This is a genomic window from Allobosea sp. OK403, assembly GCF_900113835.1.
GTDB lineage: Bacteria > Pseudomonadota > Alphaproteobacteria > Rhizobiales > Beijerinckiaceae > Allobosea.
On record NZ_FOQV01000003.1, the window covers coordinates 416,994 to 438,396 of the forward strand.

General features: G+C 65.7%; 18 protein-coding genes and 1 tRNA gene. 8 read left to right on the forward strand and 11 right to left on the reverse strand.

Annotation, left to right across the window (positions count from 1 at the left end; translation table 11 throughout):
- Positions 1-107: 107 nt before the first annotated feature.
- On the reverse strand, positions 108-1,292 hold the full coding sequence (locus BMZ97_RS13240; RefSeq protein ID WP_244546394.1) for an acyl-CoA dehydrogenase family protein: 1,185 nt from the start codon (positions 1,290-1,292) through the stop codon (positions 108-110).
- A 211-nt stretch (positions 1,293-1,503) separates the two neighbouring features.
- On the opposite strand from BMZ97_RS13240, the gene BMZ97_RS13245 reads away from it, so the two are divergent.
- Positions 1,504-3,084 (forward strand): acyl-CoA carboxylase subunit beta, encoded by a 1,581-nt coding sequence (locus BMZ97_RS13245; RefSeq protein WP_092169952.1) that lies wholly within the window; start codon positions 1,504-1,506, stop codon positions 3,082-3,084.
- Positions 3,085-3,289: 205 nt separating this feature from the next.
- Positions 3,290-5,278 carry an ATP-binding protein gene (locus tag BMZ97_RS13250; protein WP_092169955.1) on the forward strand — a complete coding sequence of 663 codons (1,989 nt, stop codon included), beginning with the start codon at positions 3,290-3,292 and terminating at the stop codon, positions 5,276-5,278.
- 218 nt (positions 5,279-5,496) lie between these two features.
- Here BMZ97_RS13250 and BMZ97_RS13255 read toward each other — a convergent pair whose 3' ends face one another.
- Positions 5,497-5,784, reverse strand: coding sequence for a hypothetical protein (locus BMZ97_RS13255; protein ID WP_139221214.1), 288 nt, complete (start codon positions 5,782-5,784; stop codon positions 5,497-5,499).
- Positions 5,785-6,047: 263 nt separating this feature from the next.
- Here BMZ97_RS13255 and BMZ97_RS13260 point away from each other — a divergent pair, with 263 nt between their 5' ends.
- Positions 6,048-7,223: a hypothetical protein gene (locus tag BMZ97_RS13260; RefSeq protein WP_092169960.1), complete on the forward strand. Its 1,176-nt coding sequence runs from the start codon at positions 6,048-6,050 to the stop codon at positions 7,221-7,223.
- A gap of 139 nt (positions 7,224-7,362) precedes the next feature.
- Here the strand turns inward: BMZ97_RS13260 and BMZ97_RS13265 are convergent.
- The 4 genes from BMZ97_RS13265 to BMZ97_RS13280 form a co-directional block, all read right to left on the reverse strand.
- A tRNA-Thr gene (locus tag BMZ97_RS13265) sits at positions 7,363-7,438 on the reverse strand.
- A 193-nt stretch (positions 7,439-7,631) separates the two neighbouring features.
- Positions 7,632-8,579: a prephenate/arogenate dehydrogenase family protein gene (locus BMZ97_RS13270; protein WP_092169964.1), complete on the reverse strand. Its 948-nt coding sequence runs from the start codon at positions 8,577-8,579 to the stop codon at positions 7,632-7,634.
- A complete protein-coding gene (locus BMZ97_RS13275; RefSeq protein WP_092169967.1) occupies positions 8,576-9,700 on the reverse strand; it encodes a pyridoxal phosphate-dependent aminotransferase in 1,125 nt (374 codons plus the stop codon). The genes BMZ97_RS13270 and BMZ97_RS13275 overlap by 4 nt, the downstream gene beginning before the upstream one ends.
- Before the next feature lie 163 nt (positions 9,701-9,863).
- The gene (locus BMZ97_RS13280) at positions 9,864-10,700 is read right to left on the reverse strand and encodes a chorismate mutase (protein ID WP_092169970.1); all 837 of its coding nucleotides are present in this window, start codon (positions 10,698-10,700) and stop codon (positions 9,864-9,866) included.
- 292 nt (positions 10,701-10,992) lie between these two features.
- On the opposite strand from BMZ97_RS13280, the gene BMZ97_RS13285 reads away from it, so the two are divergent.
- From BMZ97_RS13285 to BMZ97_RS13295, 3 genes are all read left to right on the forward strand, one after another.
- Positions 10,993-12,162 (forward strand): homoserine O-acetyltransferase MetX, encoded by a 1,170-nt coding sequence (locus BMZ97_RS13285; RefSeq protein WP_092171377.1) that lies wholly within the window; start codon positions 10,993-10,995, stop codon positions 12,160-12,162.
- Positions 12,163-12,316: 154 nt separating this feature from the next.
- Positions 12,317-12,940 carry a methionine biosynthesis protein MetW gene (metW, locus tag BMZ97_RS13290; protein ID WP_092169973.1) on the forward strand — a complete coding sequence of 208 codons (624 nt, stop codon included), beginning with the start codon at positions 12,317-12,319 and terminating at the stop codon, positions 12,938-12,940.
- A gap of 34 nt (positions 12,941-12,974) precedes the next feature.
- A complete protein-coding gene (locus tag BMZ97_RS13295; protein ID WP_092169975.1) occupies positions 12,975-13,346 on the forward strand; it encodes a thiol-disulfide oxidoreductase DCC family protein in 372 nt (123 codons plus the stop codon).
- Positions 13,347-13,457: 111 nt separating this feature from the next.
- On the opposite strand, the gene clpB is transcribed toward BMZ97_RS13295, so the two are convergent.
- Complete coding sequence (clpB, locus tag BMZ97_RS13300) at positions 13,458-16,079, reverse strand: ATP-dependent chaperone ClpB (RefSeq protein ID WP_092169978.1); 2,622 nt, start codon at positions 16,077-16,079, stop codon at positions 13,458-13,460.
- Positions 16,080-16,258: 179 nt separating this feature from the next.
- On the opposite strand from clpB, the gene BMZ97_RS13305 reads away from it, so the two are divergent.
- Complete coding sequence (locus tag BMZ97_RS13305; RefSeq protein WP_244546395.1) at positions 16,259-16,603, forward strand: DUF2293 domain-containing protein; 345 nt, start codon at positions 16,259-16,261, stop codon at positions 16,601-16,603.
- 85 nt (positions 16,604-16,688) lie between these two features.
- Positions 16,689-17,453 (forward strand): MOSC domain-containing protein, encoded by a 765-nt coding sequence (locus tag BMZ97_RS13310; RefSeq protein ID WP_092169983.1) that lies wholly within the window; start codon positions 16,689-16,691, stop codon positions 17,451-17,453.
- 199 nt (positions 17,454-17,652) lie between these two features.
- Here BMZ97_RS13310 and BMZ97_RS13315 read toward each other — a convergent pair whose 3' ends face one another.
- The 4 genes from BMZ97_RS13315 to prfA form a co-directional block, all read right to left on the reverse strand.
- On the reverse strand, positions 17,653-18,699 hold the full coding sequence (locus BMZ97_RS13315; RefSeq protein ID WP_244546396.1) for a DUF4167 domain-containing protein: 1,047 nt from the start codon (positions 18,697-18,699) through the stop codon (positions 17,653-17,655).
- A gap of 387 nt (positions 18,700-19,086) precedes the next feature.
- On the reverse strand, positions 19,087-19,920 hold the full coding sequence (prmC, locus tag BMZ97_RS13320) for a peptide chain release factor N(5)-glutamine methyltransferase (protein WP_092169989.1): 834 nt from the start codon (positions 19,918-19,920) through the stop codon (positions 19,087-19,089).
- 38 nt (positions 19,921-19,958) lie between these two features.
- Entirely contained in the window at positions 19,959-20,207 is a 249-nt protein-coding gene (locus BMZ97_RS13325) for a hypothetical protein (protein WP_139221215.1), read from the reverse strand.
- Positions 20,208-20,279: 72 nt separating this feature from the next.
- Complete coding sequence (gene prfA / locus BMZ97_RS13330) at positions 20,280-21,365, reverse strand: peptide chain release factor 1 (protein ID WP_092169994.1); 1,086 nt, start codon at positions 21,363-21,365, stop codon at positions 20,280-20,282.
- Positions 21,366-21,403: the final 38 nt, after the last annotated feature.

The window sequence follows — 21,403 nt, forward strand, 5'->3', positions numbered from 1 at the left end:
GGATCCATGCCTGAACCTTTCAAAAAAGCGTTCTGGCATGGGTCCCGGGTCTCCGCTTCGCTCCGCCCGGGACGACGGCGCGCGCGGGAAAAGAGGACGAGGGAGGTTCACAGCCGCTTCGCGACCTCTTCCAGCATCACCTCGGTGGCGCCGCCGCCGATCGACTGGACGCGGGCGTCGCGGGTCATGCGCTCGATCGTGCTTTCGCGCATGAAACCCATGCCGCCATGGAACTGCAGGCAGGCATACATCACCTCGTTGACCAATTCGCCGCAATAGGCCTTGACCATCGAGACCTCCCTGGTCGCCTCAAAGCCCTGCGCGTCGAGCCAGGCTGCGTGGTAGACGAGCTGGCGGCCGGCCTCGACCTTGCCGGCCAGCGTCGCCAGCTTCTGGCGGATCGCCTGCTTGTCCCAGAGCGGCGCACCGAAGGCCTTGCGGGTCTTGACGTAGTCGAGGGTGAGATCGATCGCGGCCTGGGCCTCGCCGATCGCCATGGCGCCGATCACCGTGCGCTCGTTCTGGAAGTTGCTCATGATCGCATAGAAGCCGCGCCCCTCCTGGCCAAGCAGGTTCTCGGCCGGGATGCGGCAATCCTCGAAGACCAGCTCGGCGGTGTCGGAGGAGCGCCAGCCATGCTTGTCGAGCGCGCGCGAGACGCGGAAGCCCGGCGTGCCTTTCTCGACCAGGAAGATCGAGACCGATTGCGACGGCTTGGCCGAGAGGTCGGTCTTGGCGGCGACGCAGTAGAGATCGGCATGGACGCCGTTGGTGATGAACATCTTTGCGCCGTTGAGCACGTAATGGTCGCCCTCGCGCCGTGCCGTCGTGCGGATGCCCTTCACATCGGAGCCGGCATCCGGCTCGGTGACGGCGACCGCGACGATCTTCTCGCCGGCGATGATGTCGGGCATGAACCTGTCGCGCTGGGCCTGGCTGCCGCCATTGAAGATATGGACCGAAGCCATGTCGGTGTGGACGAGCGCCGTGATGGCGACGCCCGAGAAGGTCGATCGGCCGAGCTCCTCGGCCAGCACCACGGTTGCCAGCGTGTCCATCTCCGAGCCGCCATATTCGCCGGGATAGCGGATACCGAAGAAGCCGAGCGCGCCCATGCGCTTCAACACCTCGCGCGGCACGAAGCCGGCTTCCTCCCAGGCCAGCCCATGCGGCTTGATCTCGGTCTCGACGAAGCGGCGGACCTGGTCGCGCAGCGCCTCATGCTCCTCGGTGAAATAGGGCGAGCGGCGCGAGGCTTCGCTGCCCGCTTTGATCATCTCGGCTGCCGTCATGGTCTGTTCTCCCGCGCTTGACCTATGCGCTTCAATCCGCCTACCTAACGGACGGTAGGTGAATTTGCAGCGGCGTTCAACCCGTCATTGCGAGCGCAGCGAAGCAATCCAGGAGGTCTCGCCAGGAGGTCTCGCTCGATCCCCCTGGATTGCTTCGTCGGCTCCACCTCCTCGCAATGACGGTTGACGGCGGCGCGCCAGGAACAGAGCCATGAACGACACCAATCGGGTGGAAACAGCCAGCTCCCCTCCCCCGCTCGCCGCGATGCTCGACACTCTGCGCGAGCGCCATGCGCTGGTCGCCGCAGGCGGCGGCGACAGGATGCGCGCCCGTCACGAGCAACGCGGAAAGATCATGGTGCGCGAGCGCATCGATCTCCTGCTCGATCCGCAGACGCCCTTCCTCGAACTCTCGCCGCTCGCGGCCTGGGGGCTCTATGGCAACGAGGTGCCGGGCGCCGGGATCGTCACCGGCATCGGCATGGTGCAGGGCCGCGCCTGCATGCTGATCGCCAATGACGCGACGGTGAAGGGCGGCTCCTTCTTCGCCGAAACCGTGCGCAAGCATCTGCGCGCCCAGGAGATCGCCGGGGAGCATCGCCTGCCCTGCCTCTACCTCGTCGATTGCGGCGGCGCCTATCTTCCCGAGCAGGACCGCGTCTTCCCCGATCGCGATCATTTCGGCGGCTCCTTCTACAACCAGTGCCGGATGTCGGCGGCGGGAATCCCGCAGATCTCACTGGTCTTCGGCGGCGCGACGGCGGGCGGGGCCTATATCCCGGCGCTGTCGGACGAGGTCATCATGGTCAAGGGCACCGGCCGCATCCATCTCGGCGGTCCGCCGATCGTGAAGGCGGCGATCCATGAGGTGGTGGACGGGGAGACGCTGGGCGGGGCCGAGATGCACACGCAGGTCTCGGGCGTCGCCGACCATCTCGTGCTGACGGAAATGGAGGGGTTGGCCAAGCTGCGCGAGATCGCCGGCGCGCTCGGCGACGCAGGCAAGCTGGTCGAGCCGCCGCATGAGCCTGCCCCGCCCAAGCTCGACCCGGCGGATCTCGTCGATCTCGTCCCGACCGACCTGCGACGCCCTTACGACGTGCGCGAGGTCATTGCCCGCATCGTCGACGACAGCGCCTTCAACGCGTTCAAGCCCGATTATGGCGCGACGCTGGTGACGGGCTTCGCCCGCATCCACGGCCACCCCGTCGGCATCATCGCCAATAACGGCGTGCTGTTTTCCGAAAGCGCGGTGAAGGGCGCGCATTTCATCGAGCTCTGCGACCAGCGCCAGATTCCACTCATCTTCCTGCAAAACATCACCGGCTTCATGGTCGGCACCGAGGCCGAGCGCGGCGGCATCGCCAAGCATTCGGCCAAGCTGGTCTATGCCGTCTCGAATGCGCGCGTGCCGAAATACACCGTGCTGATCGGCGGCTCCTATGGCGCGGGCAATTACGGCATGTGCGGGCGCGGTTTCCGCCCGCGCTTCCTGTTCTCCTGGCCCAATGCCCGCATCGCCACGATGAGCCCGGAGGTCGCAGCCAATGTCGTGACGGAGCTGCGCCGGCAATCGCTCAAGGGCGCCACTGATGAGGCCGCCATCGCTGCGCTCGACGCCAGGACCCGCGCCCAGTTCGAGGAGCAGAGCGACCCCTATTACGCCACCGCCCGGCTCTGGGACGACGGCATCATCGAGCCGGCGCAGACGCGCGACGTGCTCGGCCTGTGCCTCTCGCTGGCAGCAGGCGAGCCGCGCGATACCTCGCCCCGCCCCGTCTACAGGATGTGATGGTGATGCTCAGGAACCTCCGCTGTCATTCCGGGGCGGCCTGCAGGGCCGAGCCCGGAACCCAGAACCGATGCCGGCTCAAGGAAAAACGAGGGCGCGATGCCGCTCATTCCGGAAGGGCATCGGCTCTGGGTTCCAGGCTCAGGCCTACGGCCTGCCCCGGAATGACGGGTGTGGTTCCAACAGATCTCCGGCGAGGCATTTGATGTTCGACACCGTCCTGATCGCCAATCGCGGCGAAATCGCCTGCCGCATCATCAAGACCTGCCGGCAGATGGGGATCCGCACCGTCGCGGTGCATTCGCAGGCCGACCGCGAGGCGCTGCATGTGCGCCTTGCCGACCAGGCCGTGGATATCGGCCCAGCACCTGCCCGCGAGAGCTATCTGCGCGCGGACAAGATCATCGCGGCGGCGCTCGCCACCGGCGCGCAGGCGATCCATCCCGGCTACGGCTTCCTGTCCGAGCGGCTCGACCTGATTGCCGCCTGCGAGGCCAACGGGATCAGCTTCATCGGGCCCTCCAGCGCGGCGATCGACGCGATGGGCGACAAGATCCGCTCCAAGCAGATCGCGCGTGACGCCGGCGTGCCGGGCGTGCCCGGCTATGACGGCGCCGACCAGTCGCCGGAGGTCTTGCGCAGGGAGGCGCTGCGCATCGGCTTGCCGGTGATGGTCAAGGCCTCGGCCGGCGGCGGCGGCAAGGGCATCCGCAAGGTCGAGCGCGAGGACGAGCTCGACGGCGCCATCGTCGCGGCCGCGCGTGAGGCGCAAGCAGCCTTCGGCGACGGCCGGCTCCTGATCGAGAAATTCGTGACGCGGCCGCGCCATGTCGAGGTGCAGGTCGCCGGCGACAGACACGGCAGCATCGTCCACCTGTTCGAGCGCGACTGCTCCGTGCAGCGCGCCAACCAGAAGCTCCTGGAGGAAGCGCCGGCGCCCAATCTGCGGCCGGAGACGCGGGCAGTGCTGCACGAGCATGCGCTCAGGCTCGCGCGTGCGATTTCATACGACAATCTCGGCACGGTCGAGTTCCTGGTCGATGCCTCGACGCAGGCGGTGTTCTTCCTGGAGATGAACACCCGCCTCCAGGTCGAGCATCCCGTCACCGAGGCGATCACCGGGCTCGACCTGGTGGAATGGCAGATCCGGATCGCGGCCGGCGAGACGCTGCCCTTGGCTCAAGCGGAGATCACCTGCACCGGCCATGCGATCGAGGCGCGTTTGACGGCCGAACGCGCCGATGAAGGCTTCCGGCCCGATACGGGCACGATCCGGCTCTGGCGCGAGCCCGCGGGCCTGCGCATCGACAGCGGCGTTGCGGCCGGCAGCGAGGTCTCGACGCATTACGATTCCCTGCTCGCCAAGCTGATCGCATATGCGCCCGATCGCCTGGCCGCCATTCGCAAGCTTGCTGACGGCCTCGACCGCCTGAGCGTGCTCGGACCCGGCACGATCCGGCCCTTCCTCGCGGATGCCTTGCGCCAGCCCGCCTTCATCACGGGCGAAGCGACGACCCTGTTCATCGCCGAGGCCTGGCCCGGCGGCTGGAGGCCCCGGCCCGTCGACGAGGCCGTGCGAAACGCCGTCGCAGCGGCGATCTGGCTCACCGCCAACAGGCCGGCGCAGGGCAGCGGACCCTGGAACAGGCTTGCCGGCTTCAGGCTGCTCGCTCTGGCGGGACGCCCCGCCACGGCCTATCTGTCAGTCCAGCCGGGAGGAGATGCGGCGCGGCTTGCCGTCGAAACCCATGATGGCTTCCTGCGCGTGACCAGTCCCGGCACCCTGCATGACGTCGCCGTCAGCAAGGCCGGACCGGATCGCTGGAACGTCACGGTCGACGGCGTGAACACGGCCGTGGATGCGGTCTGCGACGCGGAGGAGGTGTTCCTTCGCCATGGCGGATTCGAAGGTCGAGTCGGGATCGCGTTGGCCGTGGTCGCTGCAGCAGCCGAGCGCGGCGCAAGCGGCGAGACCGGCGATACGCTGCGCGCCAGCATGCCTGGCACCGTGATCTCGCTCCATGTGGCGGAGGGCGACAACGTCGAGGCCGGGCAGATCGTCGTCGTGCTGGAATCGATGAAGCTGTTCATGGAGCTGAAGAGCCCGGCTTCAGGCAGGGTCAAGCGATTGGGCACGCGGGCCGGCGCCACCGTCGCGGCCGGCGACGTGCTGATCGCGGTCGAGAGCGCCTGACCGGCACGGCGGCTCGAGCAATGTCCGATCCGACTGGATCGTTCAATAGCTCTAGATCCTTGGTTTGACGCGTTCTCTTCACGCGAACCGGTGTCCACTTCGCTCGAAACGCTCTGGAACAGCACCGCCCATAAAAAGAGGGGCCGGTCTGCACCGGCCCCTTCCCGCCCGACCCGGCCGAAGCCGCGGCCGGGGCCGTTCAGGATCACTTGGCTGGGTCAGTTGCAGCCGCAGCCATGGCCACGTCCGAGACCGCCGAGCAGGCCACCGACGACCGCCTTGACCGGGGCGATGACGTTCACCTTGTTGCCGTTGCCGACATTGTTGGCGACGTTGTTGCCGCTGAGGACGCTGACATTGTTGAGCACGCTCACCTTGGAGATGCTGGTCGTCACCGGGGTGATGATGCCGCCGATGAGCGAGCCACCCTTGCCGCCAAGCCCACCAGCCATGGCAGGAGAAACGGCGAAAGCTGCAACCATAGCGAGAACATAAGCGTATTTCATTGTACTCTCCCTGGGTCCGCCTCGGGGTTCGAAGCGATGACAAACGTATAAGTTGCAACAACCGCGAGATGCAATCTTAGACGAATATTAACCATACTTGATAATCTTAACCCAGCTGTCTGTAGAGACATGTTCTGTGAGATCTAAATCTATTCAATTCTTCTTTTAATATAACTCTAGCAACAGAGTGTAATACCTTCTGGCGTTTAGAAAATTTTAAGTACGATCGCCTGATTATCGGCGCCTCTACAGCGCGAGCAGCGATGAAACAGAGCCTGTTCACTCTCTATCTCCTGCCGTTCCTCATGGCTGGAGCCGCTCATGCGGCGGAGAAGGACGTGCAGCCGGCGGAGAGTTCGGTCGCCGTCATCGGCCTGCGCGGCGGTTACGACAGCAATCCTTTGACGCTGAAAGGCGAGAAGGGCAGCCCCACCGCCACGGTCTTTGCAACCTGGGATTATCTCCACGGGACATTGCAGGACGGCTATGGCGTCAACCTCACCTTGGCCGAGACCCAATATGACCCGCGCGTGCTGGCCGCGGCGCGCCTGCACACGCTGACCTTGAAGCATGCGGTCCCGATCGGCGATGCGACGGTGGTCCAGACCTCGATCCTGGCTTCCAACGAACAGAGCTGGTCGCGCCGCAGGAGCAGCCTGGGCCTGCGCGGGCGCATCGACCATGCCATCGGCGCCTTGCGCCTGTTCGCAAGCGTGGAAGGCCGGCTCACGGCGCTGAACGAGCGCAATGTCTTCAATCTCGGCGACTTCCTGCCGAAAGACGAGAATTTCGGCACGGCCTCGCTGACCTCGGGCGCCGCCTGGCGCATCGGGGAAAGCGAGGTCGGCGCCTCCTTCACCGGATCGCGAACGCATTTCCTCGACGGGGTCGATTATCTCGGGCTCCGGCGCGACCATGACCGCGTGCAGCCGAACCTGTTCATCTCGACCAAGATCGGCGAGGCGACGCTCGAAGGCTCGCTCTCGCCGTTCCGCGCCATCTTCCCCAAGAAGGAGTTCGAGACCGTCAGCGAACTGCTCTACACCGCCAAGGGGCGCATTCCCTATGGCGCCCTGGCCTTCGAGTTCGCCTCGAGCCGGACGGTCGAGGACACCACGCTCCCCTTCTCGGCCATCGACCTCGTGACCGCCCATGAGATCAAGCTGACCGCCAAGATCAATGAGGCGAACGCAGTGGCGCTGAGCCTGCGCCGCAAGACCGACAATTATCTCGGCCTCGAGGCGCTCTCGGACCAGAAGAGCGTCGGCGTCGACTATCAGCGCGCCCTTGGCAACGGCCTGACCGCAACCGCCTCCGCCTCGCTGCGCAAGACCAAGGAAACCGGTCTCGAACCGGTCACCTCCTTCAGCCTGATGCTGGGGCTGCAAAAGCAGATCGATTTCAGCAAGCCCGGAAAGCCGGAGAAGGCGGGCGGGTGATCGTGGCTATCGTGTTGCGCGTCGATGGCGATGCCGGGGCGGCGACACAGTGACCGACGAATGCGCCTGATCGTCCATGAACCCGAAATACAAAAACCGGCCTTCCGGGCCGGTTCGCAAACATCAAATAAGAGGCAAATGGTGCCGCTTGAGGGATTCGAACCCCCGACCCCCTCATTACGAATGAGGTGCTCTACCAGCTGAGCTAAAGCGGCGACACGCGAGGCGTCTACCAGCCCTGCCGATTCTTGGCAAGGCGAAGCGGGAGATGCGAGAGCAGGATTCGAAAAAGTGGGTACCGGTTTTTCGCATTGATCCTGCTCTCACTCTTAGATGAGAGACGGATTCAGCTGTCAGATGGGATCACTCCGTGATTCCATCTGACATCATCCGGCTCTAGCGCCCGGTTCAGGATTTCCGTAGTTTTTCCGTCTCGGGCTTTTCCTGGCCGAGCGCGACGATGCCGCGGCGGATGGCGCGGGTGCGGGTGAAATGCTTGTGCAGCGTCTCGCCATCGCCGAAGCGGATGGCCCGCGTCAGCACCGAGAGGTCCTCGCTGAAGCGGCCGAGCATCTCCAGCACCGCCTCCTTGTTATGCAGGAAGACGTCGCGCCACATCGTCGGGTCGGATGCTGCGATGCGGGTGAAATCGCGGAAGCCGCCGGCGGAGAACTTGATCACCTCCGACTGCGTCACCGCCGCCAGATCCTCGGCCGTGCCGACGATGTTGTAGGCGATCAGATGCGGCAGATGGCTGGTGATGGCGAGTACGAGGTCGTGGTGCTGCGCGGTCATGATCTCGACCAGCGCGCCCATGCCCTCCCAGAACTGGCGGGTCCTGGCAATCGCCGTCGCATCCGTGCCCTCGGGCGGGGTCAGGATGCACCAGCGGTTGAGGAACAGGCTCGGGAAGCCGGCATCGGGGCCGGAATTCTCAGTGCCGGCGACGGGATGGGCCGGAACGAAATGCACGCCTTCGGGCAGATGCGGCATGACCGCCTCGACCACCGCGTTCTTGACCGAGCCGACATCGGAGAGGATCGCGCCGGGCTTCAGCGCGGGCGCGATCTCGACCGCGACAGCGCCGCAGGCGCCGACCGGCACGCAGAGGATGATGTGGTCGGCATCGCGGACGGCCTCGAGTGCCGTCTCCGCGATCTCATGGCCGAGGCCGAGTTCGCGCGCCCGGGCGCGCACGGCCTCGTCGCGATCGGAGAGCACGATCCGACCGGCGAGGTTGAGCTCCTTGGCCGCATGCGCGATCGAGGAGCCGATCAGGCCGATGCCGATGATGGCGAGGCGGCCGAAGATCGGCTCGCTGCGGCGCGGCGCAAAGCTCTCGGACGGGGTCGTCATGCCTTGCCCGCGAGGAAATCGGCGAGCGCCGCGACGACGAGGCGATTGGCCTCCTCCGAGCCGATCGTCATGCGCAGCGCGTCGGGCAGGCCATAAGCCGCGACTGCGCGCAGGATCAGCCCGCGCTGGGTCAGGAAGGCGTCGGCTTCCTTGGCGGTCTTGCCGGGCTTTGCCATCTCGCCGGGCTTGGCCGGAAAATGGATCAGGATGAAGTTGCCGACGGAGGGCGTGACCGAGAGCCCGAGCTTCTCCAGCTCGGCCGTGGTCCAGGCGAGCCATTTGTCGTTGTGCTCGATGGCCGAGGCGACATGAGCCTCGTCTGCGATCGCCGCAGCACCGGCCTCGATCGCCGCGCCGTTGACGTTGAACGGGCCACGGATGCGGTCCAGCGCATCGACGACATGGGCCGGCCCATAGAGCCAGCCGAGCCTGAGATTGGCGAGGCCGTAGATCTTGGAGAAGGTGCGCGTCATCACGACGTTCTCGCTCTCCGCGACCAGTTCGAGCCCCGAGGCATAGTCGTTGCGGCGGACATATTCGGCATAGGCCGCATCGAGCACCAGCAGCACATTGCCGGGCAGGCCGGCATGCAGGCGCTTGACCTCGTCGAAGGGCAGATAGGTGCCGGTCGGGTTGTTGGGGTTGGCGAGGAAGACGATCTTGGTCCGCGGCGTCACCGCCGCGAGAATCGCGTCGACATCAGCGGTGAAGTTCTTCTCCTTGACGACGACCGGCTTGCCGCCGGCGGCCAGGATCGCGATGCGGTAGACCAGAAAGCCGTGCTCGGTGAAGACGCCCTCATCGCCATCGCCGAGATAGGCCTTGGTGACGAGCTGCAGCAATTCATCGGAACCGGTGCCGCAGAGGATCCGGTTGGCATCGAGCCCGTAGCGGCCCGCGATCGCCTCGCGCAGCTTCGTCGAGGAACCATCGGGATAGAACTCGAGCTTGCCGCTGAGCGAACCATAGGCCGCGACCGCCTTGGGGCTCGGGCCGAGCGGGGTCTCGTTGGAGGAGAGCTTGTGCAGCTTCACGCCGGCAGGGGCTGCGGACTTGCCCGGCACATAGGCCTGGATGTCGAGGACGCCGGGGCGCGGCACGGGGCGGGAGGCTGCGGTCATGGTCAGTTGGCTTTCGGTTTCATTACCCCTCGCCGTCATCCCGGGCGACCGGAGGGAGACCCGGGATCCATCGGAGGGCTCAGCACTCTACGATGGATCCCGGATCTCCGCTTCGCTGCGTCCGGGATGACGGCGGTGGATCAGGAGGGAGACATGGGCAGGTTCACGAACGGACGGATTTGACGGCGAAGCGGGCGGCGTGGCTGCCGATCTCGGAAAAATCGCTGAGGCCGGCAGGCTCCAGCGCCTTGCGGATCGCACTCTGGTCGACCTCGCCGGAGGCGGCGACCAGGAGCGAGAGATGCGAGCCGTCGGCTGCCGAAGCCGAGACCTCGGCCAGATGCTGGGCGAGGCCCGAACGCAAAACCTCGGACCAGCGCTCGACACGCGCCGCATAGAGCACGATCTCGCGCACCGCGGCGTCGGCCAGGGGCTTGGCGACGCAGTAGACCGGCGTGCCGGCCGGGTGGTCCGGCCGCTCGATGAAAGGCAGGCGCGCGATGATCTTGGGTGCGTCGCTGCCGATCAGATCGCGCCACCAGATGCCGGCGCTGGCGCCCTGGTCCATGCGGAAGATACCGAGATCGCCAGCCGAGTCGGCCACCGCCTTGATGACGGCGCGCGCATCCTCATGCGTGACGAAGGGCACGGTGAAACCGAAATGGAAGCGGGCGGAATCGCGCATCGCCGCATCGCCGCCCGAGACATCGGCATGGACGGAATAATTCGCCTGCACATAGGTAAAGGTCGCGATGATGATGCGCCAGATGCCCTCGATGGTGTCGAGCGGCAGCAGGCCCTTATGGCGCAGCGCCAGGCGCTTCATCATGTCGGCCTCGCGGCCGGGGCGGAAGGCCGAGCCCGAGACTTGCGTGTTCTTGATCGCGATCAGCGTCTCGATGATCGAGGAGCGCTCCATCAACAGCGCATGCATCTCGCTGTCGATGCGATCGATCTCGGTGCGCAGATCGGCAAGGGTGGTCGGAGCGGCTTCGGTCATGGCCTGATCACATCGGTTGCGCGCGTCTCTGTAGAGCAGGATGCGAAAAAGTGGAAACCGGTTTTTCGCATCAATCCTGCTCTAACTCTTTGATGAGAGCCGGATGATTTCAGATGGGATCACTTTGTGATTCCATCTGAAATCATCCGGCTCTTGCCGTCATCACAAGCCTTGGCAAAGCCGTCGCGCGCATCCGCACATTGACAGAACGCTTGCATCGCGGCATCGCTAGAGTTCGATCTTTCGAACAAGTTGACCGGCAAGACAAATCATCCTGTCAAAGCGGACGATGATGAGCGATCTCTCTCCCAGCCTCGCAGACCCGTTGAAGGAGGCCAATGAGCCTTCGAGCCTGGTTGCACGCTTCGGCCCGGACACGCCGCTGCTGATGGATTGCGGCGTCTCGCTGGACCATTGGCAGATCGCGTACCAGACCTATGGCTCGCTGAACGCATCCCGGTCCAACGCCATCCTGGTCTGCCACGCGCTGACCGGCGACCAGCATCTCGCCAGCCGCAACCCGATTACCGGCAAGGGCGGCTGGTGGACGGCGATGATCGGGCCGGGCAAGCCGATCGACACCGAGCGCTTCTTCGTGATCTGCTCCAATGTCATCGGCGGCTGCACCGGCACGACGGGGCCGGCCTCGACCAATGCCGCGACCGGCAAGCCCTGGGGCCTGCAATTTCCCGTCGTCACCATTCGCGACATGGTGCGCGCCCAGCGGCATCTGATCGATGCGCTCGGCATCGAGAGCCTGTTCTGCGTCGCCGGCGGCTCGATGGGCGGCATGCAGGTGTTGCAATGGGCGGCGAGCTATCCCGAGCGGGTGTTCTCGGCGCTGCCCCTGGCGACCGGCGCCAAGCATTCGGCCCAGAACATCGCCTTCCACGAAGTCGGCCGGCAGGCGGTGATGGCTGATCCCGACTGGCGCGGCGGGCGCTATCTCGAAGAGGGCACGCGCCCGGCCAAGGGCCTGTCCGTCGCCCGCATGGGCGCCCATATCACCTATCTCTCGGAGCCGGCGCTGCACCGCAAATTCGGCCGCAAGCTGCAGGACCGCGAGGCGCCGACCTTCTCCTTCGACGCGGATTTCCAGGTCGAAAGTTACCTCCGCCATCAGGGCGTCAGCTTCGTCGAGCGCTTCGACGCCAATTCCTATCTCTACATGACCCGCGCCATGGATTATTTCGACCTCGCCGACGACCATGGCGGCGTGCTGGCAAAAGCCTTCGCGGGCACGAAGACCCGCTTCTGCGTCGCCTCCTTCACCTCCGACTGGCTGTTCCCGACGGCGGATTCACGCGCCATCGTGCATGCGCTCAACGCCGCCGGCGCGTCGGTCTCCTTCGTCGAACTCGAGAGCGACAAGGGCCATGACGCCTTCCTGCTGGAGGAGCCGAACCTCTTCGCCACGACGCGCGGCTTCATCGGCGCAGCGGCGCGGGCAAGGGGGATTTGATGGCCTTTCATGTACCGAAGCAGCACCGTCATGGTCGCCCTTGTGGCGAGCATCCACGACTTGAACGCCACCCTCGACCAGTGAAGACGTGGATGGTCGGGACAAGCCCGACCATGACGGGAAGGCAACCCGCCTTCGCGATGAGAGCCACGCCATGGCCCTGACCGATCTCCACACCAACCGCATCGACCTGAAGCTCGTCGCCGAGATGGTGACCCCGGGCTCGCGCGTGCTCGATGTCGGCTGCGGCGATGGCGAATTGCTGGCGCTGCTGGCCGAGAGCCGCAATGTCGATGCACGCGGCATCGAGCTCTCGCGCGAGGGCGTGGCCGGCTGCGTCGCGCGCGGGCTTTCCGTGATCCAGGGCGATGCCGACACCGACCTCGCCGATTACCCCGACGACAGCTTCGACTATGTGATCCTGTCCCAGACCATCCAGGCGACGCGCAATCCGCGCCTCGTGCTGGAGCACATGCTGCGGATCGGCCGCCGCGCCATCGTCTCCTTCCCGAATTTCGGGCATTGGCGGATGCGCTCGCAGGTCTTCTTCATGGGCCGCATGCCGGTGACGGATTCCCTGCCCTATGCCTGGTGGGACACGCCCAACATCCATTTCTGCACGATCCGCGACTTCATGGCGCTCTGCGATACGATCGGTGCGGAAAAGGAGCGCGCCGTCGCCCTCGATGCTGCGGGCGGCAAGGTCGGCGTCAGCGCGCCCTGGTGGTTCTGGAACCTGTTCGGCGCACAGGCGGTGTTCCTGCTGAAGCGGGGATAAGGTCCGATGTGGCTGCACACACGGCGGAGGACCGATGGCTTTCACCGTCTGGTACAATACACGCTGCCCGGTTTGTAACGCCGGGATCAGCCGGCAGCAGCGCCGCCTGATCGAAGCCGTCAAGGCCGGCACGATCGCGTTCCGCGACATCAACCTTGAGCCGGAAGCGCTGACGGCCCACGGCGCGACGCTCGACGACATCAGGCGACGCCTCCATGCAACCGACGATGCCGGCAGGCTGGTTGTCGGTGCCAATGTCGCCATCGAGACCTGGCGCCGCACGCCGGGTGAAGGCTGGCTCGCCAAGCTGTTTGGCAACCGAGCGACGCTGCCGCTGACACGCTTCGCCTATGACCGTTTTGCCGATCTACTCTACGCCTGGAACCGGCGAAAGGGACATTGGTAAGGCGACAAAAAGGTTGCGATCGTCATGCTCGGGCTTGACCCGAGCATCTCTTGTCAGAGATCCCCGGGTCGCCGCTGCGCGACGCCCGAGGATGACGCGGCTTTCGCCGCGTCAGTTCAACGCCACGCCGGCCGGCCGCTTCTCCTTCACGGCCGCGATGTCGCCGAGCATCAGGCTGGTCGGACCGACCGTGACCGGCACGGTCTCGCCATCATGGACCTTCCCGGCCAGCAACAGCTCGGCCAGCGGATCCTGCACCGACTTCTGGATCACGCGCTTGAGCGGACGCGCGCCGTAGGCCGGGTCGTAGCCCTTCTCGGCCAGCCATTCGCGGGCCTGTTCGGACAGCTCCAGCACGATCTTGCGGTCGGTCAGGAGCTTGGCGAGGCGGGTCATCTGGATATCGACGATCGCGCCCATATCCGCCCGCTGCAAGCGGTGGAACAGGATGATGTCGTCGATGCGGTTCAGGAATTCCGGCCGGAAGGCCTGCCTGACCACGCCCATGACCTCGTCGCGGACCGCATCTGAATCCTCGCCCTCAGGCTGGTTCACCAGATAGTCCGAACCGAGGTTCGAGGTCATGATGATCAGCACGTTGCGAAAATCGACCGTACGGCCCTGGCCGTCGGTCAGGCGCCCGTCGTCGAGCACCTGCAGCAGCACGTTGAAGACATCCGGGTGGGCCTTCTCAACCTCGTCGAACAGCACGACCTGATAAGGCCGGCGCCGCACGGCTTCCGTCAGGGCCCCGCCCTCCTCATAGCCGACATAGCCTGGAGGCGCGCCGATCAAGCGGGCGACCGAGTGCTTCTCCATGTATTCGGACATGTCGAGACGCACCATGGCGGTGTCGTCGTCGAACAGGAACGCCGCCAGCGCCTTGGTCAGCTCGGTCTTGCCGACGCCGGTCGGGCCAAGGAACATGAAGGAGCCGATCGGCCGGTTGGGATCCTGCAGGCCGGCGCGGGCACGCCGAACCGCTGTCGAGACGGCTTCGACCGCCTCGCGCTGGCCGACGACGCGCGCCGCCAGGACATCCTCCATGTGCAGCAGCTTTTCCTTCTCGCCCTGGAGCATGCGATCGACCGGCACGCCGGTCCAGCGGCTGACGATCTGGGCGACATGGTCGGCCGTGACCGCCTCCTCGACCATGCCCGACGTGTCGCCGATGGCCTCGATCTCGCCCAACAGCTTCTCGAGTTGCGGAATCTCGCCATAGGCGAGCTCACCGGCGCGCTGGTACTCGCCCTTGCGCTGCGCCTGCGCGAGTTCGTTGCGGGCATTGTCGAGCTTCGTCTTGATCTCGGCAGCCTGGCCGAGCTTGTCCTTCTCGGCCTTCCACTTCGCAGTGATCGTCGCCGAGCGGGTTTCCAGATCGGCAAGCTCGGATTCAAGTCGCTTCAACCGCTCCTTCGAACCGGCGTCGCTCTCCTTCTTGAGTGCCTCCTGCTCGATCCTGAGACGCACGATCTCGCGGTCGATCGTGTCCAGCTCTTCCGGCTTGGAATCGACCTGCATGCGCAACCGTGCCGAGGCCTCGTCCATCAGGTCGATCGCCTTGTCGGGCAGGAAGCGGTCGGTGATGTAGCGGTTCGACAGCGTGACAGCCGCAACCAGCGCCGAATCCGTGATGCGGACGCGGTGGTGCTGCTCGTATTTCTCCTTCAGGCCACGCAGGATCGAGACCGTGTCCTCGACCGAGGGCTCATCGACGAAGACCGGCTGGAAGCGCCGCGCCAGGGCCGCGTCCTTCTCGACATATTTGCGATACTCGTCGAGCGTGGTCGCGCCGATGCAATGCAGATCGCCGCGCGCCAGGGCGGGCTTCAGCAGGTTGGAGGCGTCCATCGCCCCATCGGCCTTGCCGGCGCCGACAAGCGTGTGCATCTCGTCGATGAAGAGGATGACGCCGCCATCGGCCGCAGACACCTCGTTCAGCACCGCCTTCAGCCGCTCCTCGAACTCGCCGCGATATTTCGCGCCGGCGATCAGCGAGCCCATGTCGAGCGAGAGCAGTTCCTTGTCCTTGAGGCTTTCAGGGACGTCGCCATTGACGATGCGCAGCGCCAGACCCTCGGCGATCGCGGTCTTGCCGACACCGGGCTCGCCGATCAGCACGGGGTTGTTCTTGGTCCGGCGCGACAGCACCTGAATGGTGCGGCGGATTTCCTCGTCGCGGCCGATGACCGGGTCGAGCTTGCCCTCACGCGCCGCGGCGGTGAGATCGCGGGCGTATTTCTTCAGCGCGTCATAGCTCTGCTCGGCCGAAGCGGAATCGGCGGTGCGGCCCTTGCGGATCGCCTCGATCGCAGTGTTGAGCCCCTGCGGATTGACGCCCGCCTTGGCGAGCGCCTTGCCGGCCTCGGAATCCTTCTCGATGGCGAGCGCCAGCAACAGCCGCTCGACCGTGACGAAGCTATCCCCTGCCTTCTCCGCCGCCTTCTCCGCCGTATCGAAGACACGGGCCAGGCCCGGCGTCAGATGCGGGCCCGAGGCACCGCCGCCCGAGACCTTCGGCAGCTTGGCGAGCGCCGCGTCGGTGAGCTGCAAGGCAAGCTTCGCGTCGCCGCCGGCGCGCCCGATCAGGCCCGCCGCCATGCCCTCATTGTCGTCGAGCAGCGCCTTGAGCAGATGCTCAGGCGTGAATTGCTGGTGACCCTCGCGCTGCGCGATGGTCTGCGCCGCCTGCAGGAAACCCTTGGATCTGTCGGTGTATTTCTCGATATTCATTCGGTTCTCTCCGCCCGCCGGTGCGCCCCGTAGCGACGCTGTCCGGCTGCCTTTCGTCAGGATAGGGCTCCCTCGGGGACGCCCTTCCCGACAGAGATAGGTGTGGCATCCGCGCAACGTAAGAGGGGATGAGACGCAAAGCATTGACGGCGATCAAATCGCGAGGGCAGCTTTCGCTCATGGCGGGCACAAAACGGCAGCAGGCGATTCGCAAGGCGCTGCGGGCGCTCGCGCCCGGCATCCCGCTATCGGACGCTGAGGCCGTCCTGGCACTCGCCGAGCGCCGCCACATGAAGGACCTGCCGCCCGCCACCGCGCTCTGGCTCTCACTTGGCAGCCATGTCCGCCATGTCCATACCGATTACGAGCAGCTGCTTGCCGATGGCTATGAACGCGAAGCGGCGCGATTCTTCGTCGCCGACGAGACCGACTCGGTGCTTGCGGGCTGGGGCTGCCAGCGTTCCGTGAGCGAAACCGGCGAGGCGGAGGAGGAGGCGCTCAAGGCGCATCTGCAGCGGCGATGATCGAACCGATGCAAGGATTTCATCGATCGCGCGAGCTGGATACCGCTATCTTGCCTGTCCCGGCCATCCTGCGGACATAGACTCCATGCGCATCGCCTCGCTTTATCGCTATCCGGTCAAGGGGCTGTCGCCCGAACGCCTGCCCCGCGCCGCGCTGACCAGAGGCCAGTATTTTCCGGGAGACCGCCTCTTCGCGATCGAGAACGGTCCCTCCGGCTTCGACCCGGCGGAGCCGGTCCATCAGCCGAAGATCAAATATCTGATGCTGATGCGCAATGAAGCGCTGGCGCGATTGCGTACGCGCTATGACGACGCCAGCGGCGATCTCATCATCGAGCATGAGGGCGAGCAGGCGCTGCGCGCCAGCACGGTCACCGCTGAGGGGCACCAGCAAATCACGGCCTTCTTCGAAGCCTTCATGCCCGACGAATTGCGCGGCACGCCGCGCTGGCTCGGCGCGCCGGAGGGCTATCGCTTCACCGATTCGCCCAAGGGCTTCGTCTCGATCATCAACCTCGCCAGCGTCGCCGATCTGGAAAGCCGTGTCGGCTCGCCGCTCGATCCCCTGCGCTTCCGTGGCAATGTCATGGTCGAGGGGCTGGCGCCCTGGGCCGAGTTCGACCTCGTTGGGCAGGAGCTCGCGACGAACTCGGGCGCGCGATTGCGCGTGACCAAGCGGATCGTCCGCTGCGCCGCGACCAATGTCGATCCGCAGACGGGCTTGCGCGACCAGCAGATCCCCAAGGCCCTGATGGACGCCTATGGCCACGCCGATTGCGGCATCTATTGCGAGGTCCTCGAAGGCGGCACGCTGACGGAGGGCGAAGCGCTGGGGGCGATTTTGGCTTGAACCACCCCGTCATTGCGAGAAGCAAAGCGACGAAGCAATCCAGGGGCGGCAGAGCTCTACGTCCCCTGGATTGCTTCGCTGTGCTCGCAATGACGGCCTGGATGGCGTTGAAACCTTGATGACGCTCAGGCATCGCCTGACCCAATGAAAAAGGGGCCCTCGCGGGCCCCTCATTCCTAAGGCGCAGTGAGGGTAAACCTCACTCCGTGATGTTGTCTGCGTCCGATCCGAGCGCATCCATGACCTCGCGCGGCGAGCGGCGACGGCCGCGCGGGCGCTTGGCGGCGGCCTCGACGGCCGGAGCCTCTTCCGCACCCGTAGGCGCCTGCGCGGGCGCTACAGTGACAGGCTCTTCGACAACCGCAGCCGGAACCCTGACCGGCGTGGTCAGGAAGGACGGCAGCGCGCCTGAGACATCGTCAGCCGGCTCGGCTTCCACCTCGCGACGGGGGCGGCGCTCGGGGCGCGGTGCGCGCTCGGGACGATCAGTGCGCTCAGGACGATCCGTGCGCTCGAAGCGACGCTCGCCTTGCACGGGAGCCGCCACCACCTCGGGCTGCTCGGACGACACGACCGGGATATCGGAGCGCGGCGCATCGGGGCGGGGCGCATAGCCCCCCTGGTTGCTCTGGCCACCCTCGGGACGGTCGAACCTGCGCTCGCCACGATCATTGCGATCGTTCCGGTCGAAGCGACGATTGCCGTTCCGATCATTGTTCTGGCGATCGTTGCTGGGACGGTCCTGCTGATTGCGAGGCTGCCGATCGAAGCGCTGGCCGTTGTTCTGCTGGCCATCGCCTGATTCGCCATCCTGACGCGGCGCGCCATTGGCGGAGTAGCCGTTGCCGTTGCCGTTCATGCCGCCATTGCGGAAATCAGGCTGCTGACCACCTGGCTGGAAGGACTGGCCATCGTCATCCCCCTCCTCTTCGCCTTCCTCGGAATCATCGACGAAGCCGCGATTGGGCGGGAAGCTGTGGCCGAACTGCTGCGACATCTGCTCCTGCGCGGCGAGCAGGATGCGGTAATAATGCTCCGCATGCTGGAAGTAGTTCTCGGCCGCCACCGGATCCCCGGAGGATTGCGCGTCGCGCGCCAGCTGCAAGTACTTCTCGGCAACATGCTGCGCAGTGCCGCGAACCTTGACGTCCGGCCCGTTCGACTCATAGCCGCGCTGCAGCGGATTGGGGGTTTTCCGATTGCCGTTGTTGTTGCTGTTATTATTGTTGTTGTTACGGCCGCGCATACGCCGGTTCTGACCTGGTCTCATTCGCGTCTGTCTCGCGCTCTGTGTTCAAAGCAACCGTTGGGTCGTCATGCGCGCTCCGGTGCACAGCGGGTTGCGACGCTGCACCGGGTGGAGTTGACCTGAAGGGGCGATACGCCGTTCCTGGTCTTCACGCGCTCTTTCCAAAAGGGCCTCTCCGCCCCATGAGCCGATTGGCGTCTCGACGCCTTCGGATGTCTAATCTGGTCTGTCAGTCACGTCGATCGTCGGACGCTTCCGGAAGCTAGGCCTTGCCACTGAGGGGGCTGGCCAAGGCTCGGTTCTGACAACACCAGCTTCGGCTGCGACCTACATAGCGGTTTTCCTGTCCGCCTCCAAGCAAATTCGCACGAATGCCTGTGCATATCATTCAAGCGTGAAGATCAGAGCCCGCGGATGCCCGCCAAGATCGCGCCGCGAGCCGCGATGGACCAGCCCCACGGCCTCCATGATAGCGACCACATCCGCCTCCTGACCCGCGCCGATCTCGAGCACGACCGCACCTCCCGGAGCGATCCGCTGGGGCAGGCCGGCGGCGAGCGCCCGGTAGGCGACGAGCCCGTCCGCCCCGCCATCGAGCGCGCGCAACGGGTCATACACCCTGACGGCGGCATCCAGCCCGGCGATGTCTCCGGCCGGGATATAGGGCGGGTTCGAGACGATGAGGTCGAAGCGTTCGCTCAAACCGGCCATCCAGTCGCCCTGGCGGAAGAACGCGCGCGCGCCGACGCCATTGCGCTCGGCATTGCCCGCAGCCGTCTCGCACGCCTCCTGCGAGAGATCGATGCCGACGCCGCGCGCCGCCTTGCATTCGCTCAGCAAGGCGACCAGCAGGCAGCCCGTACCGGTGCCGAGATCGAGAATCGAGATGGCCTGATCGCGGCGCTCTGCGAGCACGCCAAGCGCTGCCTCCACGATCGTCTCGCTGTCGGGACGCGGCTCCAACGTTGCCGGCGACAGGCGAAAGGGCAGGCTCCAGAACTCCCGCTCGCCGAGAATGCGCCAGACCGGCTCGCCCGCCAGCCGCCGCGTCGCAAAACCATCGAGCCTGCCGAGCATGGCGACATCGAGTGGCTGGAGCGGATCGAGATCCGCGTTCTCGCCCATCGCCACCTCGACCAGGATGCGCGCGTCCAGCGCCGCCGTCTCGACACCGGCCCCGCGCAGGCGCGCGGCGAGATTTCGCCGCGCGTCGAACATGTTGGGTACTTTATCGTCTACGCCAGAGGCGTCCCCGTTCACATACCTTCCATGCGCTTGCGCATGCAGATCGCCATCTTCTGGCGGATGGCGGAGCGGCTCTCGCGCGTGCCGCGCATCTCCATCTGGCAGAGCCGGCGCGCTTGGCTCTGCGTCATGGATTTCCCTAGCGGAGCCGAGGGGCCCGCCGTGATGCGACGGAACGTGCGCTCCTGCGCCTGCACCGTGCTCGCCACTGTCAGCATCATCATGCCCGCCAGTGCTATGCCCGAAACGAGTTTGATCATGGTCGCCTCCCGCCGATTGTTGATTTGGTACGAGATCAACGCCCAAGGGCTGCGGAGGTTTCATCGCCATGCTCAGGCGCCGTTTTCGGTGGCGAGCAACCTCGCCTGCTGCTCGGCCGTCAGCGCATCGATGATCTCGTCGAGCACGAGCCCCTGCATCATCTCGTCGAGCTTGTAGAGCGTCAGGTTGATGCGGTGATCGGTGACGCGCCCTTGCGGAAAATTATAGGTGCGGATGCGCTCGGAGCGGTCGCCGGAACCGATCTGGGAGCGCCGGTCGGCGGCACGGTCGGCATCGGCACGGCTGCGCTCGATGTCGTAGAGCTTTGCCCGCAGCAAATCATAGGCGCGGGCCTTGTTCTTGTGCTGGGAGCGCTCGTCCTGGACCACGACCGCGATGCCGCTGGGAAGATGGGTCAGGCGGACAGCCGATTCCGTCTTGTTGACGTGTTGGCCGCCGGCGCCGCCGGCCCGCATCGTATCGATGCGGATTTCGTCGTCCTTCAGGACGATGTCGACATCGCCGGCGAGCGGCAGCATCGCCACCGTCGCCGCCGAGGTGTGGATGCGCCCGCTCGTCTCGGTGTCGGGCACGCGCTGGACGCGGTGCACGCCGGATTCGTATTTCAGCTTCGCATAGACGCCCTTGCCGGCGATCTCGGCGATGACCTCCTTGAAGCCCCCGACCGTGCCCTCGCTTTCGGACATGATGTCGACGCTCCAGCCCTTCTGGGCGGCATAGCGCTGATACATGCGCAGGAGATCGCCGGCGAAGAGCGAGGCCTCGTCGCCGCCCGTGCCGGCCCGGATCTCGAGGATGACACCGCGCTCGTCGGCGGCATCCTTGGGTAAAAGCGCGATCAGGATCTCGCGGGCGCGGGTCTCGATCTCGCTGCGCGCGGCGTCGCGCTCCTCATAGGCCAGGTCGCGGAACTCGGCGTCAGTGGTGGGATCCTCGATCAGCGCCTGCGCCTCGTCCAGCGTCGTGAGCGCCTGTCGCCAGGCGGCAATGGCGGCCACCACCGGATCGAGCTCGGAGAGCTCCTTGGCGAGCTCGACGGTCCGCACCGCATCGGTCGCGCTGTTGATCTCGGCCATGGCGGCGGCATGGCGCGCCATGATGGCATCGAGACGATCTTGCGGAAGCTGAAGGGACATAAGGGAACTCGGACAGGTGACATCGTGAGGGTTCGGGC

Coding starts and splice junctions, on each gene's coding strand:
- BMZ97_RS13240 (WP_244546394.1), bottom strand. CDS start 1,292: ATGACGGCAGCCGAGATGATCAAAGCGGGCAGCGAAGCCTCGCGCCGC.
- BMZ97_RS13245 (WP_092169952.1), top strand. CDS start 1,504: ATGAACGACACCAATCGGGTGGAAACAGCCAGCTCCCCTCCCCCGCTC.
- BMZ97_RS13250 (WP_092169955.1), top strand. CDS start 3,290: ATGTTCGACACCGTCCTGATCGCCAATCGCGGCGAAATCGCCTGCCGC.
- BMZ97_RS13255 (WP_139221214.1), bottom strand. CDS start 5,784: ATGAAATACGCTTATGTTCTCGCTATGGTTGCAGCTTTCGCCGTTTCT.
- BMZ97_RS13260 (WP_092169960.1), top strand. CDS start 6,048: ATGAAACAGAGCCTGTTCACTCTCTATCTCCTGCCGTTCCTCATGGCT.
- BMZ97_RS13270 (WP_092169964.1), bottom strand. CDS start 8,579: ATGACGACCCCGTCCGAGAGCTTTGCGCCGCGCCGCAGCGAGCCGATC.
- BMZ97_RS13275 (WP_092169967.1), bottom strand. CDS start 9,700: ATGACCGCAGCCTCCCGCCCCGTGCCGCGCCCCGGCGTCCTCGACATC.
- BMZ97_RS13280 (WP_092169970.1), bottom strand. CDS start 10,700: ATGACCGAAGCCGCTCCGACCACCCTTGCCGATCTGCGCACCGAGATC.
- BMZ97_RS13285 (WP_092171377.1), top strand. CDS start 10,993: ATGAGCGATCTCTCTCCCAGCCTCGCAGACCCGTTGAAGGAGGCCAAT.
- metW (WP_092169973.1), top strand. CDS start 12,317: ATGGCCCTGACCGATCTCCACACCAACCGCATCGACCTGAAGCTCGTC.
- BMZ97_RS13295 (WP_092169975.1), top strand. CDS start 12,975: ATGGCTTTCACCGTCTGGTACAATACACGCTGCCCGGTTTGTAACGCC.
- clpB (WP_092169978.1), bottom strand. CDS start 16,079: ATGAATATCGAGAAATACACCGACAGATCCAAGGGTTTCCTGCAGGCG.
- BMZ97_RS13305 (WP_244546395.1), top strand. CDS start 16,259: ATGGCGGGCACAAAACGGCAGCAGGCGATTCGCAAGGCGCTGCGGGCG.
- BMZ97_RS13310 (WP_092169983.1), top strand. CDS start 16,689: ATGCGCATCGCCTCGCTTTATCGCTATCCGGTCAAGGGGCTGTCGCCC.
- BMZ97_RS13315 (WP_244546396.1), bottom strand. CDS start 18,699: ATGCGCGGCCGTAACAACAACAATAATAACAGCAACAACAACGGCAAT.
- prmC (WP_092169989.1), bottom strand. CDS start 19,920: ATGTTCGACGCGCGGCGAAATCTCGCCGCGCGCCTGCGCGGGGCCGGT.
- BMZ97_RS13325 (WP_139221215.1), bottom strand. CDS start 20,207: ATGATCAAACTCGTTTCGGGCATAGCACTGGCGGGCATGATGATGCTG.
- prfA (WP_092169994.1), bottom strand. CDS start 21,365: ATGTCCCTTCAGCTTCCGCAAGATCGTCTCGATGCCATCATGGCGCGC.